Annotated in this window: 12 protein-coding genes and 4 tRNA genes; 1 reads left to right on the forward strand and 15 read right to left on the reverse strand. The window is 69.4% G+C overall.

Features of this window, described 5'->3' with window-relative positions; genetic code table 11:
• Positions 1-133 precede the first annotated feature (133 nt).
• The 8 genes from ACTJKJ_RS15665 to apbC all read right to left on the reverse strand — a co-directional run bounded on the left by ACTJKJ_RS15665 (position 134) and on the right by apbC (position 10,901).
• A tRNA-Sec gene (locus ACTJKJ_RS15665) sits at positions 134-229 on the reverse strand.
• Positions 183-2,360 (reverse strand): selenocysteine-specific translation elongation factor, encoded by a 2,178-nt coding sequence (gene selB / locus ACTJKJ_RS15670; RefSeq protein ID WP_440821003.1) that lies wholly within the window; start codon positions 2,358-2,360, stop codon positions 183-185. The genes ACTJKJ_RS15665 and selB overlap by 47 nt, the downstream gene beginning before the upstream one ends.
• Positions 2,357-3,844: an L-seryl-tRNA(Sec) selenium transferase gene (gene selA, locus ACTJKJ_RS15675; protein ID WP_440821004.1), complete on the reverse strand. Its 1,488-nt coding sequence runs from the start codon at positions 3,842-3,844 to the stop codon at positions 2,357-2,359. The genes selB and selA overlap by 4 nt, the downstream gene beginning before the upstream one ends.
• A gap of 20 nt (positions 3,845-3,864) precedes the next feature.
• Entirely contained in the window at positions 3,865-4,926 is a 1,062-nt protein-coding gene (fdhE, locus tag ACTJKJ_RS15680) for a formate dehydrogenase accessory protein FdhE (protein WP_440821005.1), read from the reverse strand.
• A complete protein-coding gene (locus ACTJKJ_RS15685; protein ID WP_091733976.1) occupies positions 4,923-5,543 on the reverse strand; it encodes a formate dehydrogenase subunit gamma in 621 nt (206 codons plus the stop codon). The genes fdhE and ACTJKJ_RS15685 overlap by 4 nt, the downstream gene beginning before the upstream one ends.
• A gap of 19 nt (positions 5,544-5,562) precedes the next feature.
• Positions 5,563-6,519, reverse strand: coding sequence for a formate dehydrogenase subunit beta (gene fdxH / locus ACTJKJ_RS15690; protein WP_091733978.1), 957 nt, complete (start codon positions 6,517-6,519; stop codon positions 5,563-5,565).
• Between the two features lie 9 nt (positions 6,520-6,528).
• On the reverse strand, positions 6,529-9,597 hold the full coding sequence (gene fdnG / locus ACTJKJ_RS15695; protein ID WP_440821006.1) for a formate dehydrogenase-N subunit alpha: 3,069 nt from the start codon (positions 9,595-9,597) through the stop codon (positions 6,529-6,531).
• Between the two features lie 209 nt (positions 9,598-9,806).
• Positions 9,807-10,901 (reverse strand): iron-sulfur cluster carrier protein ApbC, encoded by a 1,095-nt coding sequence (gene apbC / locus ACTJKJ_RS15700; RefSeq protein ID WP_147241946.1) that lies wholly within the window; start codon positions 10,899-10,901, stop codon positions 9,807-9,809.
• Between the two features lie 277 nt (positions 10,902-11,178).
• Between apbC and ACTJKJ_RS15705 the strand changes: the two genes are divergently transcribed.
• The gene (locus tag ACTJKJ_RS15705) at positions 11,179-12,135 is read left to right on the forward strand and encodes a glycosyltransferase family 32 protein (protein ID WP_440821007.1); all 957 of its coding nucleotides are present in this window, start codon (positions 11,179-11,181) and stop codon (positions 12,133-12,135) included.
• Positions 12,136-12,274: 139 nt separating this feature from the next.
• On the opposite strand, the gene ACTJKJ_RS15710 is transcribed toward ACTJKJ_RS15705, so the two are convergent.
• The 7 genes from ACTJKJ_RS15710 to tolB all read right to left on the reverse strand — a co-directional run bounded on the left by ACTJKJ_RS15710 (position 12,275) and on the right by tolB (position 16,562).
• Positions 12,275-12,350, reverse strand: a tRNA-Lys gene (locus ACTJKJ_RS15710).
• Positions 12,351-12,511: 161 nt separating this feature from the next.
• Positions 12,512-12,587, reverse strand: a tRNA-Lys gene (locus tag ACTJKJ_RS15715).
• Positions 12,588-12,610: 23 nt separating this feature from the next.
• Positions 12,611-12,686, reverse strand: a tRNA-Lys gene (locus tag ACTJKJ_RS15720).
• Positions 12,687-12,773: 87 nt separating this feature from the next.
• On the reverse strand, positions 12,774-13,586 hold the full coding sequence (locus tag ACTJKJ_RS15725) for a tRNA threonylcarbamoyladenosine dehydratase (RefSeq protein ID WP_440821008.1): 813 nt from the start codon (positions 13,584-13,586) through the stop codon (positions 12,774-12,776).
• 24 nt (positions 13,587-13,610) lie between these two features.
• Positions 13,611-14,414 carry a tol-pal system protein YbgF gene (ybgF, locus tag ACTJKJ_RS15730; RefSeq protein ID WP_297383852.1) on the reverse strand — a complete coding sequence of 268 codons (804 nt, stop codon included), beginning with the start codon at positions 14,412-14,414 and terminating at the stop codon, positions 13,611-13,613.
• A 15-nt stretch (positions 14,415-14,429) separates the two neighbouring features.
• On the reverse strand, positions 14,430-14,960 hold the full coding sequence (gene pal / locus ACTJKJ_RS15735; protein WP_183480897.1) for a peptidoglycan-associated lipoprotein Pal: 531 nt from the start codon (positions 14,958-14,960) through the stop codon (positions 14,430-14,432).
• A gap of 276 nt (positions 14,961-15,236) precedes the next feature.
• Positions 15,237-16,562 carry a Tol-Pal system beta propeller repeat protein TolB gene (gene tolB / locus ACTJKJ_RS15740; RefSeq protein WP_297383855.1) on the reverse strand — a complete coding sequence of 442 codons (1,326 nt, stop codon included), beginning with the start codon at positions 16,560-16,562 and terminating at the stop codon, positions 15,237-15,239.
• Between the last annotated feature and the right edge of the window lie 155 nt (positions 16,563-16,717).

The raw sequence follows: 16,717 nt of genomic DNA on the forward strand, positions 1-16,717 counted from the left end.
GGCCGCAGTAGCCAGCGACATCGGATGGCCGTTGCGAGCGGCCCGAGGTTGCGCCGAGGAGCGGAGCCGTACTGTCGTACGGCGAGCACCGCAGGCGCAAGATCGGGCCGCGCAGCCGGCCAGCCGATGTCGCTGGCGGAGGGGCGTGGGGGTCGAACCCACCCAACGGCGCATGGCGCCATTCACCGGATTTGAAGTCCGGCCGATCCACCGGGGTCGTTGCCTCTCCGTTGTTGGGGTGTGGGGTGTTCGATGAACAACTGGCAGTCGTTCCGCAGCCGATGGGCGTCGCCCACGCGCCGGAGCAGTCCGACCTTGTCGAAGAACTCCAGCACCTGGATGGCGCGCTTGCGGCCCAGGCCGCTGCGGTCGCGGAACGCCGCGGCCTTCACGTCGCCGTCGGCTGCGGACTCCCGCGCGATCCCTGCCAGTGCCTGGATCGCCGGGGGCGCATGGTACAGGTCCTTCACCACCTGGAACAGTTCCCCGCGCTGGGCCAGCCGTGCCAGCGTCGTGCGCACGAGCGCTTCGGGCTCGCCGGCCTCCTTCGCCAGGTCGCGAGCCCAGACGCCTTCGAAGCCGGCCGCCAGCAGCCGCGGCATGACCTTCTGAGCCAGCCGTTCATCCAATGCCGACAGCTGCACGCCATGCGCCGACAGATGCACGGTCGCCCCGCTGACGACGACGCGCCCTGCCGCGGCCAGCCGCTGCACGAGCGCGCGCCACAGCGGCTCGGCCATGCGCGGCGCGGCCAGCCGGCGCCAGCGCGCGAGGTCGGGCCCGAGTTCTTCCGGCTGCTCCTGGTGATAGCGCTGCAGGCGTTCCTGCGCGGTGTAGGCCCACTGGGCCGTCTGCGCGGCGCCGAGCGCCCACAGCGGCCCGTCGGCGCCCGGCACGACGGTGATGTCGCCCGCCGCCGCGGTGCCGGCGCTGCCCGCCGCCGCATAGCCCACCGCGTTCCCCGCCGCCACGCTCGCCGCACCGCCCCCGGTCGCCCCCGCTCCACCCGCAGCGCCGATCCCCGCCACCAGCGCCGCGCGGGTTCCCCCGGCAATGCCCTGCCCGGCCGCGAAGCGGACCAGGTCCACGCCCATCGGCGCCTGGCCCAGCAGACCCTCGAGCCGCTGCAGCGGCGTGTCCGCCGTCAGCGCGACCAGTTCCGCGAGCCGCTGCGGCGTGCGGCGATAACGCGCCGGCGCCTGCGGATCCAGCACGACGCCGCCGGCCAGCGCCCGCGTCGCGGAGGCATCGCGCAGCACGATCCGATCGCCGGCCCACGCGCCGATCGGTCGGTGCAGCACCACCTGAACGAACGCCTCGCCGCCGGGCTGCAGCGCCTCGACCGGCCTGCCGCCCAGGCCGCCGAGCACCGCCACCGAGCCCGTCACCTGCGCCGCGCCGACATGCACATGCACCGGCGTGCCGCTGCGCAGCGCCCGGGCCTCCTCGGGCCAGAGGCGCAGCCGCGCGTCCAGACGCTCGGTCCACTGGGCGACTTCCGGCGCGGCCAGCCACTGTCCGTGTCCGACCTCCTCCTTCTCGAGCCCGACCAACCCGATCGCGGCGCGCTGCCCGGCCGACGCCTTGACCGCCACCGCGTTCTGCGCATGCAGGCTGCGCACCCGCGCGCGCAGCGGCGCCTGGCCCGGCGCGGGCGGCAGCACCACGAGCTCGTCGCCGACGGCCAGCTCACCCGCATGCGCGGTCCCCGTGCAGACGGTCCCGACGCCCGGCAGGCTGAACACCCGATCGACCGCGAGCCGGAAGCCCAGCCCGGCCCCCGCGCGCGGCGGCAGCGCCGCGGCTTCGGCGATCAGGTGCTCGCGCAGCGGGCGCACGCCGGCGCCCGTTGTCGCGGCGACCTCGAAGATCGGCGCGCCCGCGAGCGCCGTGTCCGCCACGAGCGCGCGGATCTCGTCATGCCGACGCGCACGGGTCGCGGCGTCCACCCGATCGCATTTGGTCAGCGCGATGGTGGCCCGCTCCAGGCCCAGCAGCGACAGCAGCGCCAGGTGCTCGCGGGTCTGCGGCATGACGCCGTCATCGGCGGCCACCAGCAGCAGCGCATGGTCGATGCCGGTCGCGCCGGAGAGCATCGTGTGCACCAGGCGCTCATGCCCGGGCACGTCGACGAAACCGATGCGCCGGCCGGCACCGTCGCCCCCTCGGCCCCCCTCGCCGCCCACGCCCTGGCCTTCGCCCCGCCCCTGGCCGGGCACAAGGTCCAGATACGCATACCCCAGCGCGATGCTGATGCCACGCCGCTTCTCTTCGGGCAGGCGGTCGGTGTCGACGCCGGTGAGCGCCTTCACCAGCGTCGTCTTGCCATGGTCGATGTGGCCGGCGGTCCCGACGATCACGCGAGCGACTCCTTCAGCAGCGCGAGCTGCTCGATGAACGCTGCCTCCTCGCGCGCCTCGTCCAGGCAGCGCAGGTCCAGCCAGAGCTCGTCCGACTGCACCCGCGCGATCACCGGCAGCGGCAGCGCGCGCAGCGCGGTCTGCAGCTCGTCGAGCGCGCGTCCCACGCCGCGCTTGCCCGGCAGTTGCGGCGTCAGCACCAGCCCCGCCGACGGCAGCGTCTCCACCGGCAGCGACCCCGAGCCGATCTGTCCGCGCATCGTGCTCACCCGCACCGCGAAGCGCGGCGCGACCGCGGCCTGGACGCGCGCCAGCAGCCGGTCGGCCTGCGCCTCGATCTGATCGACCGGGCGCGTCAGCAGCCGCAGCGTCGGCAGGTCCTGCGTCAGCCGGTCCGGCCGCAGGTACAGCCGCAAGGTCGCCTCCAGCGCCGCCAGCGGCAGCTTGGACAGCCGCAGCGCGCGCTTCATCGGGAACTTGCGGATCTGCTGGACCAGGTCCTTGCGGCCGACGATCAAACCGGCCTGCGGCCCGCCGAGCAGCTTGTCGCCGCTGAAGGTCACCACGTCGCAGCCGTCCGCCAGCATCTGCTGCGGCAGCGGCTCGGCGGGCAGGCCCCACTGCGCCAGGTCCACCAGCGAGCCGCTGCCCAGGTCCGTCATCAGCGGCACGCCCGCCGCCCGGGCGATCGGTGCCAGCGCCGCTTCGCTGACCGAGGCGGTGAAGCCCTGGATCGCGTAGTTGCTGGTGTGGACCTTCAGCAGCAGCGCGGTGTGCGGGCCGATCGCGGCCTGGTAGTCCCGCGCGTGGGTGCGGTTGGTCGTGCCGACCTCGACCAGCTTCGCGCCCGCCGCCGCCATCACGTCGGGCATGCGGAAGGCGCCGCCGATCTCCACCAGCTCGCCGCGCGACACGATGGCCTCCTTGCCGCCCGCCAGCGCCGCGATGCCCAGCAGGACGGCCGCGGCGTTGTTGTTGACCACCGTCGCCGCCTCGGCGCCGGTGATCTCGCAGAGCAGCGACTCGACCAGGCTGTCGCGGTCCCCGCGCTCGCCGCGCGCGAGGTCGAACTCCAGGTTGTTCGGCGATCCCATGCAGGCCAGCACCTGCTGCAGCGCCTCGTCGGCCAGCAGCGCGCGGCCCAGGTTGGTGTGCAGCACCGTGCCGGTCAGGTTGATCACGCGCCGCATCCGGGGCGCCAGCCGCTGTTCGCAGCGCCGCTCGAGCTCGGCGGGCAGATGCCGCAATTCATGCGCCGCCAGCGTGCCCTCGACCGCGCGGCGACGCCAGGCCTCGAGCAGCCGGCGGGCCTCCCCGGCCACGAAGGCATGGCCGTGGCGCGCCATCAGGTGGGTGACGGCCTCGTCGCGCAGCAGGCGGTCGACGGAAGGCAGGTCCTTCGGCGCGGCGGTCGCGGCTGTGCTGCCAGGAGTGGAAGGGTCGGAAGCGGCTGCCGGGGAGCCTGCCGTCGGACCATGAACCATGGATGCCTCGGGCGTCATGCTCAGCGCCCTCCGGGATCGGGAGGCGGCGCGCCGGGTCGGCCCGGCGGATCGAGGCCCGCGCCCGGGCCGCCGTCCAGCGAGGCCTCGGCCTCGCCCAGGATCAGCATCGGATTGAAGCCCTGGCGCACCAGGCCGAGCTCGCCGACCAGCAGGTCCAGCGTCAGCGTGGCGAGGTCGTCGGCCAGCGGCTCGACCTGCAGGTCCTTCTCCATGTGGACCTGCTTGAGGTAATGCCCGCAGGTCTCGCAGCATTCGGCGGCGACCGCCTCGGCCTTTTTTCCCTCGTCGTCGACCAGCGTCTGGAAGCTGATGCCCTTGGTGCCCTGGCAATGCGTGCACTTGATGCGCACGTAATGCCATTGCGCGCCGCACAGCGAGCAGGCCAGGAAGCGCTGCCCGGACTGCTCGGCCGCGACACGGGTGATCGAGGCCACCGGCCGCGAGCCGCAGCACGGGCAGACCGTGGGGTCGTCGATCATGCCGAAGGGGGCGACGTTCTCGCCCTGGTCGCTGCGCTCATAGCGCTCCTGCAAGCCGGTGACCAGCCGCGTCCAGTACACCTGCAGCGCCGCGGCGATCAGCGGCGCCGCCGCCGGATCCAGGCCCGGTCCGCCGCCCGCCAGCAGCGCGGCGGCCTGCTGCTCCAGCCAGCCCCCGTCCGCCTGCGCCAGCCGGGCGACCAGCGCCTGCGCCGGTTCCGGGATCGCCGCGCCGCGCATCGCGGTCAACAGCGCCTGGAGCTCTTCACGCCAGACGGCGTCGCGCGGATGGCTCTGCGCCTCCACCGGCGGCAAGCCGCCCACCATCGCGCCATTGATCAGCACCTCGTCCGGCAACTTCAGCGCGCGGGGCTGCTTCAGCAGCTCATGCTGGCGCTGCGCCAGCTCGGCCACGAACAGCAGGTAGTCGCGCATCGCATGCCCGTCGGCCAACTGGCGCAGCCGCAAGGCGCGCTCGGCGAAGAGGCCGGGTTCCGGCACCTTCACCGGCGCCGCGCGGGCGCCGGCATTGACGGCGATCTCTTCCGGGCTCATCACCCGGATGGGGCTGCTGGGGGTCATGCGGGGGGACGCTCCTTCACTGCCTTGTGCCACAGCGGATGATGGTGCGCGGCCCAGGTGTCGGTGACTGTGCCACGGGTCATCGCCCGGAACGAGCCCTTGACCCAGATCGCGGCGTAGACATGGATGATGATCGTCAGGATCAGGATCGCCGCCGCCGCCGCATGCAGCACCACCGCGACACGGCGCATCAGGATGTTCCCGTCGGGGAACCAGGCGTGCCAGAACATGAAGCCGGTCACCAGCAGGATCAGCAGCGACACGACCATGATCCAGAACACGATCTTCTGGCCCGCGTTGTACTTGTGCGCCGGCTGCGTGCCGTGCTTGTGGCCGCCGAAAATCATGTCCCCGCTCTGGCGCATCCATTGGCGGTCCGCGTCGGTCCAGCGGTTGTCCCGCCACAGCTGCGCGGCCAGGAACGCGAACGCGACCACCATGCCCAGCCCCATGTAGGGGTGCAGGATGCGCGCCCACGGCCCGCCGCCGAAGAGATGGCTCAGGAAGAACAGGCTGGGATGGAAGAAGGCCAGGCCCGACAGCCCGGCGCACAGGAACAGCAGCACGATGAGCCAGTGGTTGATCCGCTGGCTGTCGCGATAGCGTTGCAGCAACATGTCGATCTCCCGGTGAAGGTCAGAGACCACCGCCCGCCGGCGGCACGGCGGGGTCGCGCGGCGCGTCGCCGTGCTTCGCGCGCTCGTAGGCGAGTTCCTCGTCCTCGTCCGGCTCGTCGTGTCCGGTCTTCTGCGGCCCGACCTTCATGTAATGGAAGAAGCCCGCCACCGCCGCGCCGATCATCGCGGCCACCGCCAGCGGCTTGGCCGCGCCCTTCCACAGCGACACCAGCGGACTGATGTGCGGATCCTTGGGCAGGCCGTGATAGAGCTCGGGCTGGTCGGCATGCTGCAGCACGTACATGACGTGCGTGCCGCCCACGCCCTGCGGGTCGTAGACGCCGGCGTTCTGGTAGCCGCGCTCCTTCAGGTCGACGATGCGCTCGGCGGCAAACTCGTGCATGTCCTCCTTCGAGCCGAAACGGATCGCGCCGGTCGGGCAGGCCTTCACGCAGGCGGGCTCCAGGCCCACGCCGACACGGTCGGAGCACAGGCTGCACTTGTAGGCCTTGTTATCGGCCTTGCTGATGCGCGGCACGTCGAAGGGGCAGCCCGTCACGCAGTTGCCGCAGCCGATGCAGTGCTCGGAGATGAAGTCGACGATGCCGTTCTGGTACTTCACGATCGCGCCGGGCGCGGGACAGCTCTTCAGGCAGCCGGGGTCCTCGCAGTGCATGCAGCCGTCCTTGCGGATCAGCCACTCCAGCTTGTTCTCGACGACCTCGACCTCCGAGAACCGCATCACCGTCCACGACTGCGGCGTCAGGTCACGCGGGTTGTCATAGGTGCCGTGGGTGTCGCCGACGTCGTCGCGCAGGTCGTTCCACTGCATGCACGCCACCTGGCAGGCCTTGCAGCCGATGCAGGACGACACGTCGATCAGCTTGGCGACCTCCGGCGTGGTGCGCCGCGCGTCGGGACTGGGCAGCGTCGTGGCGGAGCGCAGCGCGATGTCCAGGGATTGCAATGAAGACATGGCGGTTCCTCAAGCTTTTTCGATGTTCACGGTGAAGCTCTTGAACTCCGGCGTCTGGGTATTGGCATCGCCCACGAAGGGGGTCAGCGTGTTCACCAGATAACCGGGCTTGGCCACGCCGACGAAGCCCCAGTGGTTGGGCAGGCCCACCGTGTGGACCCGCTTGCCGCCGACATCCAGCGACGCCACCCGCTTGGTCACCACCGCCACGGCCTTGATGAAGCCGCGGTTGGAACTGACCTTCACCTGGTCGCCATTGGCGATCCCCTTCTCCTTCGCGAGTTCCTCGCCGATCTCCACGAACTGCTGCGGCTGGATCACCGCGCTGGTCCGCACGTTCTTGGTCCAGTAATGGAAGTGCTCGGTGAGCCGGTAGCTGGTCGCCACGTACGGGAACTTGTCCGGCTTGCCGAAGGCCTCGCGGTCGGCCTTGAACACCCGGCCCGCCGGGTTGTTCATCGCCTTGGCGTTGTTCGGGTGCATCGGGTTGACCGTCAGCGGCGACTCGAAGGGCTCGTAATGCTCCGGCAGCGGACCGTCCACCATGCCGCTGGGCGCGAACAGCCGCGCCACGCCCTCGGCGGTCATGATGAAGGGGCGCACCGCCTCCTCGTCGTTGGGATTGGCGTCGGGCCGGATGTCCGGCACGTCCGAGCCGCCCCACTTGTCGGTGAAGGACACCAGCCGCCGCTTCGGATTCCACGGCTTGCCGGTCGGGTCGCAGGAGGCGGCGTTGTAGAGCACGCGCCGGTTCGCCGGCCAGGCCCAGGCCCAGTTCAGCGTCTGGCCGATGCCCCACGGATCGCTGTTGTCGCGCCGCGCCATCTGGTTGCCGGCCTGCGTCCACGAGCCGGTGTAGATCCAGCAGCCGCTGGAGGTCGAGCCGTCGTCGCGCAGCAGGCCGAAGCCCGACAGCTGCTCGCCCGCCTTGGCCAGGACCTTGGTCGGGTCCTTCGGATCGGTCACGTCGGCCAACGCCTTGCCGTTGTATTCCATCGCCAGCTCCTCGGCCGAGGGGCTGTGCGGGATCTTGTAGGGCCAGCTCAGGTTGACGATCGGATCGGGGAAGGCGCCGCCGTCCTTCACGTACAGCGCGCGCAGGCGCAGGAAGATCTCCGCGATGATCTCGGCGTCGCCCTTGGCCTCGCCGGGGGGCTCGGCGCCCTTCCAGTGCCACTGCAGCCAGCGGCCCGAGTTGGTCAGCGAGCCCTCCTCTTCCGCGAAGCAGGTGCTCGGGAAGCGGAACACCACCGTCTGGATCTCCTCGCTCTTCACGTCGTTGTGCTCGCCGTAGTTCTTCCAGAACTCGGCGGTCTCCGTGTTGAGCGGGTCGATGATGGCGAGGAACTTCAGCTTGGACAGGCTCTCGACCACCTTCTTCTTGTTGGGGAAGGAACCCACCGGGTTGAAGCCCTGGCAGATGTAGCCGTTGACCTTGCCCTGGTGCATCAGCTCGAAGGCCTGCAGCACGTCGTAGCCCTTGTCCCACTTGGGCAGGTAGTGGAAGGCCCAGTCGTTCTCCTTGGTCGCGGCCTTGCCCCACCAGGCCTTCTGCTGGCTGACGAAGAACTTGGGGTAGTTCTGCCAGAAGCTCATCTGGTTGGGACGCAGCGGCTTGAGCGCGCGGGTCTTGTAGTAGGTCTCGAGGTCCTGCTCCGAGTCCTTGGCCAGCGACATGTAGCCCGTCAGCGAGGTCGACAGCAGCCCCAGGTCGGTCAGGCCCTGGATGTTGCTGTGGCCACGCAGCGCGTTCATGCCGCCGCCCGGCTGGCCGATGTTGCCCAGCAGCAGCTGCATCAGCGCGCCGGTACGGATGATCTGCGAGCCCTGGCTGTGCTGCGTCCAGCCCAGCGCATACATCACCGTCATCACCTTGCCGGGGACCGAGGTCTCGGCGATCTGCTTGCAGACCTCCAGGAACTTGTCCTTGGGCGTGCCGCAGATCTCGCTCACCTTCTCCGGCGTGTAGCGCGCGTAATGCTGCTTCATGACGTTGAGCACGCAGCGCGGGTGCTGCATCGTCATGTCGACCTTGGCGAAGCCCTTCTCGTCGAGTTCATAGGCCCAGGACGCGTTGTTGTAGGCGCGCTTGGCCTCGTCGTAGCCGGAGAAGAGGCCGTCCTCGAACTTGTAGCCCTCATTGATCAGGAAGGTCGCGTTCGTGTAATGGCGGACGTATTCCTTCTGGATCCTGTCGTTGCTCAGCAGGTAGTTGATGACCCCGCCGAGGAAGGCGATGTCGGACCCCGCGCGGATGGGCGCGTAGTAGTCGCTCATCGCCGCCGAGCGCGTGAAGCGCGGGTCGACCACGATCAAGCGGGCCTTGTTGTGGTGCTTGGCCTCGATCACCCACTTGAAGCCGCAGGGGTGGGCCTCGGCGGCATTGCCGCCCATGATCAGGACGAGATCGGCGTTCTTGATGTCCACCCAATGGTTGGTCATCGCACCGCGACCGAACGTCGGGGCCAGACTGGCCACCGTCGGTCCGTGTCAAACGCGGGCCTGGTTGTCGAACGCGAGCATCCCCGTCGAGCGCATCGCCTTGTGGGTGATGTAGCCCGACTCGTTCGAGGACGCGGAGGCGCAGATCATGCCGGTCGAGAGCCAGCGGTTCACCGTCCTGCCATCGGCATTCGCGGCGATGAAGTTGGCGTCGCGGTCCGCCTTGAGCAGCTTGACGAAGCGGTTCATCGCCTCGTCCCAGCTGACGCGCTTCCACTCCTTGGACCCGGCCTCGCGGATCTCCGGGTACTTCAGCCGGTTGGGGCTGTGCACGAAGTCCAGCAGGCCCGCGCCCTTGGGGCACAGGGTGCCGCGATTGACCGGGTGGTCCGGGTCGCCCTCGATGTGGATGATCTCCGGGGTGACGTTCTTCGCCTTGTCCCCGAGCGAGTACATGATGATCCCGCAGCCCACCGAGCAGTAGGGACAGGTGTTGCGGGTCTCGGTTGCCCGGGCGAGCTTGAACTGGCGCGTCTCGGCCAGTGCGGCGCTTGGAGAGAACCCCAAGGCCACGAGGCTGGAGCCCATCACGGCCGCCCCGCTCACCCGGAAGAAGTGCCTCCGGTTCATGTCCATCTCGTGTGCCTCCTGGGTTCGACGCCGTTGCCGACCTGGGTGAATTGCACGACCGTCACGCGGTCCGTCCAAGTATTTCGGCACAAAGCCCGGGCTTTGTCCAATACGGACTCACCCTTTGACGAGAGGACGAACCGCAGGACGCACGACCGATGGGAGAGGTTTTTCCTGAGCGCACCGTTGTGCGCTGCAGCAGCCGGCGACGAGGGTCAGGTGTTTTTCGAGATGGTGATCGTCGGGAATTTCGACGAGTAGTCCTTGGCCTGCCCCGCCAGCTTCACCGCGATCTTGCGAGCGATCTGGCGATAGGCCTGGGCATGCGGGCCGTCGGGCTCGGCCACGACGGTGGGCTTGCCGCTGTCGGCCTGCTCGCGGATGGACAGCGCCAGCGGCAGCGAGCCCAGCAGCTCCTGGCTGTACTGGTCCGCCATGCGCTGGCCGCCACCGCTGCCGAAGATGTGCTCGGCATGGCCACAGTGGCTGCAGATGTGGATGGCCATGTTCTCGACGATGCCCAGGATCGGCACGCCGACCTTCTCGAACATCTTCAGGCCCTTCTTGGCATCGATCAGCGCGATGTCCTGCGGCGTGGTGACGATCACCGCGCCGCTGACCGGCACGCGCTGCGACAGGGTGAGCTGGATGTCGCCGGTGCCCGGGGGCATGTCGATGACCAGGTAGTCCAGGTCGCGCCAGCGCGTCTGGCGCAGCAGCTGCTCCAGCGCCTGGGTCGCCATCGGGCCGCGCCAGACCATGGCCTGGTCGTCCTCGACCAGGAAGCCGATCGACATCAGCTGCAGCCCATGCGACTCCAGCGGCTCCATCGTCTGGCCGTCGGTGCTCTCCGGCCGGCCGTGGACGCCCAGCATCAGCGGCAGGCTGGGGCCGTAGATGTCGGCGTCCAGCAGGCCGACGGTGGCGCCCTCGGCCGACAGCGCCAGCGCCAGGTTGGCCGCCGTCGTGCTCTTGCCGACACCGCCCTTGCCGGAGGCGACGGCAATGATGTTCTTCACGCCCGGCAGCAGCTGCACGCCGCGCTGCACCGCGTGCGCGATCACCTTGCTGCTCAGCCCGACGCTGACGTTGCCCACGCCGGGCACCGAGCGGGCCGCTGCCACGAGCGCGGCGCGCAAGCCGTCGATTTGGCTGGCCGCGGGATAGCCGAGCTCGACGTCGAAGCTGACCGTGTCACCGGCGATCTTCATGTTGCGCAACTGCTTCGTCGAGACGAAGTCGCGACCGGTGTTGGGGTCGATGACCTGTTGCAAGGCCTGGAGCAGCTGGACTTCTGGGATCTGGGACATGGGCGTCGGAGCGGGTCGAGAGGACCCGGAGGTCGGAAAACGGATGAACGGGCGAACGGCGGGAGCGCCCGCTCGAGCGGGGCGCACGGTCGGCGGACGCTCGGGCCGAGCAGTCTAGCCCAGCCTGAAAAGGCCTCTGGTAGGCGGCGGAACCTCCACACCCGCAGGCCCACCTGCTCATTGAAGGAAATGCCGTTCATGCCAAGTCAGAGGGACGCCCAGGTCGACCGATCGAGGCCATGTCCCGCCGCCGCGCGCTCGCCCAGCATGCAGGCTCATGAAATTCAAGATCTGCGCCGCACTCCTGCAACTGATGCGCCCGGTCGCCGGCAGCCTCCACCGCCTGTGGGCACGAAGCCCAGGCCGGCGCAAGACCTGGTCCAGCCGAGCGCTCGTCGAGCCGCCCCGACGCCCGGTCCCCCGCCTCATCTGGAGCTACTGGCATGACGCCGCCCTTCCCCCGGTCGTCTCGGCCTGCGTGGCGAACTGGCGGCGCCGCGCGCCCGGCTACACGATCCGACTGCTGCACCGCGACACCGCGCTGGCGGCGCTCGACGGGCTGCCGCTGCCTCGCGCCTTCGATGCCTGGCCGGCCTATCGGCAAGCGGACTGGTTGCGTGTCGCGCTGGTCGGCCGGCATGGCGGGCTGTGGCTCGATGCCAGCGTGTTCCTGACGCGCTCGCCGGATTGGCTGCTCGCGCTCGCCACCCGCCGGCGGGGCTTCGCGGGCTTTCACCTGAACGGAGGGGACGCCGGCGCCGGCGGGCCGGCGGCCTGGCCCTACCTCGAGAACTGGTGCTTCGCGGCACCACCGGGCGACCGATTCGTGCTGGCCTGGGAGGCCGAGTTGCGGCAAGCGATGCGCTGCGGCGAGACCGCCTATCTCGCGCAGCTGGGCGACGCGCGGGATGCCCTGCTGGCAGGCATCGATGGGCCGCACTACCTGGTCATGCATGTGGCGGCTCGCGTCGTGCTGCGACGCGACGGGCCTTTCAACATGCATCTGCTGCCGGCGGAGGATTCGGCCTTCTTCTACCAGTCCCGCACCGGCTGGCGCCGTTGGCGGTTGATGCTGGCCCTGCTCGGATGGGGGCGCCGCCAGGACACGCCGCTGGTGAAGCTCCGCGGCACGGAGCGGCATCGACTCGGCGCGCAGTGCGCACACCGGGCTCCGTTGCGGCACAGCCTCGTCGCGACGGAATTGCCGGAACTCGTGGCGCGCGCCCACGCTTGAATCGCCGGGCGGCGCGAGCTTCCGGTCGAGCGGAAAAGAAAAAAGGCTGCAGCGGTTGCTGCAGCCTTTTGACGCTTTTTGACGCCTTGCTGGCGGCTCCGGGATCGATTCAGCGCGTGATTCGATGTCGGAGCGAATTTGGTGGGCCCTGAAGGATTCGAACCTTCGACCAACGGATTAAGAGTCCGCTGCTCTACCAACTGAGCTAAGAGCCCGAGAATCTTTTCGTTCCGCTGGATTCTCTTGAATCCGGCGAAGCGGCGATTATGTCAGATATTCAGTCCGCTTGGCACCGAATCCTCGCTGACTTCGTTTCGTCGTCCAGGAATCGCACGCGAGTTGCGATTTTCATGTCGACGATCCGACAAGGATCGGTTGGTGGGCCCTGAAGGATTCGAACCTTCGACCAACGGATTAAGAGTCCGCTGCTCTACCAACTGAGCTAAGAGCCCCCAAGAAAACCATCCGAAGTGGGTGGTGGGTCGTGCAGGATTCGAACCTGCGACCAACGGATTAAAAGTCCGCTGCTCTACCGACTGAGCTAACGACCCGAAGCCGCACTTCAAGCAGTGAAGGCCGGGTTGCCCCGACCTCCGCTACGTCGCTTCGAGGTGTTTGCCCCTCAGCAGAGCCTCAGATTATAGGACGGATTTTTGCGGCCGCGCAAGCGCCTTCAAATAACGCCGCACCAACTCCGCCGCCGCGACCATGCCGAAGCCGGCTGTGACCGCCACGCTCGAGCCATAGCCATGGCAATTCAGGTTGGCGTCCAGGTCGCAGGCCGCCACGCCCTCGGGCCGGGTGACCGGCTCGCGCGAGAACACGCAGGTCACGCCGATCTTCCCGGCGCGCGGCGCCGCATGGAACTTGCGCAGCCGCTGACGCAGATTGGCCAGCAGCGGATCGTGCGTGGTCTCGGCCAGGTCCAGGATCTCGACGTCCTGCGGCCGATGCTTGCCGCCGGCCGCGCCGATGCAGACCTGCGGCAGCTGCAGCGCCCTCGCCCAGGCCGCGATCCGCGCCTTGGCGCGCACCTGGTCGCAGGCGTCGACGATGCCGTCCACCTGCACGTCGCCCAGCAGCGCGGGCCAGTTCTGGTCGTCGACGAAATCCTCGATGGTGAGGACCTCGCAGCCCGGATGGATGTCGGCGATGCGCTGCTTCAGCGCCTCGGCCTTGGCCATGCCCAGCGTGCTGCCCAGGGCTTGCACTTGGCGGTTGATGTTGGATTCGGCGACATGGTCCAGGTCGACCAGCACCAGGCGGGCCACGCCCATGCGGGCCAGCGCCTCGACCACCCAGGAGCCCACGCCGCCCAGGCCGACGACGCAGAAGCGCGCGGCGCGCAGCCGTGCGTAGTCGCGCTCGCCATGCAGCCGGCGCAGGCCGCCGAAGCGGCGCTCGGCGTCCGCTTCCAGGTCGAGGGGGCCGTGCCCGGTGTCAAGGCTCACGATGGTCGCGCCCGGGAGCGCGGCTCAGCGCAGGCCGGCCGCGCGTTCCTTGGCGGCCCGGGCCGCCTCGCTGCCGGGATAGGCCTTCTGCAGGTCGTCCAGCGTCTTGCGGGCGCTCTTGGTGTCCTTGAGCTCGATCTGGCAGTTGGCGATCGCCAGCAGGCTTTCCGCGGCGCGCGGGTGATCCGGATTGGCGGCGACGAAGGCCTTGAAGGTCGCGATCGCGCCCTTGTAGTCGCGCTTGCCGTATTGGGCATTGCCCAGCCAGAAGCGCACCGAATCGGAATAGCCGCTCGCCGGGAACCGGGTCAGGAAGGTGGTGAAGGCGGACACCGCCTCATTGAAGTCGCCGCGGCGGATCAGGCCCATCGCGGCATCGAACTGGCGCTTCTCTTCCGGATCGGCCTGGAATTCCTTGCCGTCCAGCGACACCTTCTGCGGCTCCAGTGGGCGCAGCCGGTTGTCGAGCGTGGCCGACTGGTCGGCCACCTTGCGCTGGGTATCGGACAGGTCGCGCGCCAGCTGCTCGTTCTGGCCGCGCATGCGGGCCAGGTCCGACTTCAGCGCCTCGATCTGGCCGGACAGGTCCAGCAGGCCGCGCCGGGCGGTCTCGAGCTGGTTCTGCAGGTCCGAGATCCGGGCACGCTGCGACTCCTCGTTCTGCGCCATCTTGGTCCGCAGGTCGAGGATGGCCTTGCGGGCCTCGTCGTCCTCGAACAGCGCGGCCCGGGCGGGACCGGCGGCGCTCAGCGCCAGCAGCACGCCGAGCAGCGTGGCACGCGCCACGGCCGTCGGCGAAGAGGGGAAGGAACGGAGGGGTCGCAGCATGCTCATGTCACCGGATTACTTGTCGCGCAGCTCGACGCGGCGGTTCTTGGCCCAGGCTTCCTCGTTGTGGCCGGTGTCGGCCGGACGCTCCTTGCCGAAGCTCACCGGCTCGACCTGGTTGGCGGCCACGCCCAGCAGCGTCAGCGACTTGGCGACGGCTTCAGCGCGCTTCTGGCCCAGAGCCAGGTTGTACTCGCGGCCGCCGCGCTCGTCGGCATGGCCTTCCAGGCTCAGCGCCAGCGTCTTCTTGTTGTTCAGGCGCTTGGCGTGGTTCTCGATCAGCGAGCGGTATTCGTCCTTGACGACGAAGCTGTCGAAGTCGAAATACACGACGCGCTGGTTGGACACGGCGGCGTCCAGCTGGGCGCCCAGATCCACGGTCTGCACCGGACGCTGGCCGGCGTTGTCGGTGGTCGGCGGGGTCGGGGCGGTGGTCTGCGTCGGGGTCTTGTTCTCGACCGGGGCCGGCTCGTCCAGCTTGGTCGAGCTGCAGGCGGTCAGGGCTGCCGCGGCCACCAGGCCAAGCATCAGTTTTTCGATTTTCATGGGCATACGCTCCTATGGGTCAAAGCGGGCGGGGGTTACGGGCAGGACATGGCGGTAGGACTACGCCGCCGGTGAAGCCGCAGGAAACAGCAATTGTGAAGCATCGGCCGACAGGTCCGCGAGGCAGGCCCGCGCGGGCGGCCAGTCGTCCGACACGTCGCGCTCATGGCTCGCACGCGGCGGGCGAAGCGCGACGCCAACGTAGGCAATCCATGTGCCCGGCGTTGCGAAAGCCTCGGGATTCTCGACAGGACGCAAGGCCGGCACCTGCGCCGCTCAGTTCCCGAACGGGCCCCAGGCGGGCTCGCGGATGTCGGAAACCCCGGGCGTGGCGAGCTTGGCCTTGACCTTGCCATCGAGCGTGGTGGTCATCAGCACGTCGCGGCCGCCGGAGCGGGTCGCGTAGACGATCAGCTTGCCGTTGGGCGCGAAGCTCGGGCTCTCGTCGTCGCTGGTGTCGGTGATCTGCTGCACCTGGCCGCCGGCCAGGTCCATCACGCACAGCTTGAAGGTGCCGCCGCCGACGCGGGTCACGTAGGCCAGCGTGCGGCCGTCCGGGCTGATCGACGGGCTGATGTTGTAGTTGCCGCTGAAGGTCACTCGCTCCGCGCTGCCGCCGCCGGCGGGCATGCGGTAGATCTGCGGGGCGCCGCCGCGGTCGCTGACGAAATAGATCTGCGCGCCGTCCGGCGAGAAGGTCGCTTCCGTATCGATGGCCGAGGTCTGCGTCAGGCGCTTGGCGCCGGAGCCGTCCTTGTTGATCAGGTACAGCTGGGAGCCGCCCTCGCGGGAGAGCGTCACCACCAGCTGCTGGCCGTTGGGCGAGAACGCCGGCGCGCTGTTGGTGCCGCGGAAGTCGGCGACCTTGCGACGGCGGCCGCTGCGCAGGTCCTGGATCCAGACCACCGCCTTGCGCGACTCGAAGCTGACGTAGGCCACCTCGTTGCCGTCCGGCGACCAGGCCGGCGAGATGATCGCCTCCGGGCTGTTGAGCACGGTCTGCTCGCCCTCGCCGTCAGCGTCGGAGACCCGCAGCGAATAACGCGGGCCGGCCTTGTTCACGTAGACCAGGCGGGTCGCGAAGACGCCGCGCTCGCCGGTGAGCTTCTGATAGATGGTGTCGGCGATCTTGTGGGCCGCCAGGCGCAGGTCCGCGGCGACCACCGGCACGCTCTCGCTGCCCAGCTCGGTCCCCTTGACGACGTCCCACAGGCGGTAGCGCACGTCGAAGCGGCCGTCGGCCAGCCGCGTCGCGGAGCCCGCGGCCAGCGCGTCGGCGGCGCGTGCGCGCCAGTCGACGAACTGGGGCTGGGAGGTCTCGGTCATGCCGGCCTGGCCGGGCACGATGCTGAACTGGCCGCTGCGCTCGAGGTCGGCGCGGATGATCGCCGCCAGCGGCTGGCCAGTGGCCGACTCGTTGTTGAAGTCGCTGATCGCGATCGGCAGCCGGGTGGCGCCGACACCGGCGATCTCCACCCGGAACTGGGCCAGCGAAGGCAATGCCACTCCGGCGGCCAGGCCACCGAGCAGTCCGCGGCGCGTCAGCGCGCCCATGCCTTGAGGAAGAAGAGCGGAGGGGGAGGCAATCGTCTTGGTGCTCATCGGCTTGCGGAACGAATGGAGGCCCGATTGTGCCCGAGGCCTGTGCGGTTGTTACGAATCGGCGAGGTTACAAAGGGCAAAGCGGTCGGCAAGCGGCGCGCCAGCCCATGCAGGTGGGTGCCCTCCCTCGATGCGGGTTGCTCGAAGCCACTGGC

It is taken from the genome of Roseateles sp. 22389 (assembly GCF_052044995.1).
Taxonomy (GTDB): domain Bacteria; phylum Pseudomonadota; class Gammaproteobacteria; order Burkholderiales; family Burkholderiaceae_C; genus Roseateles.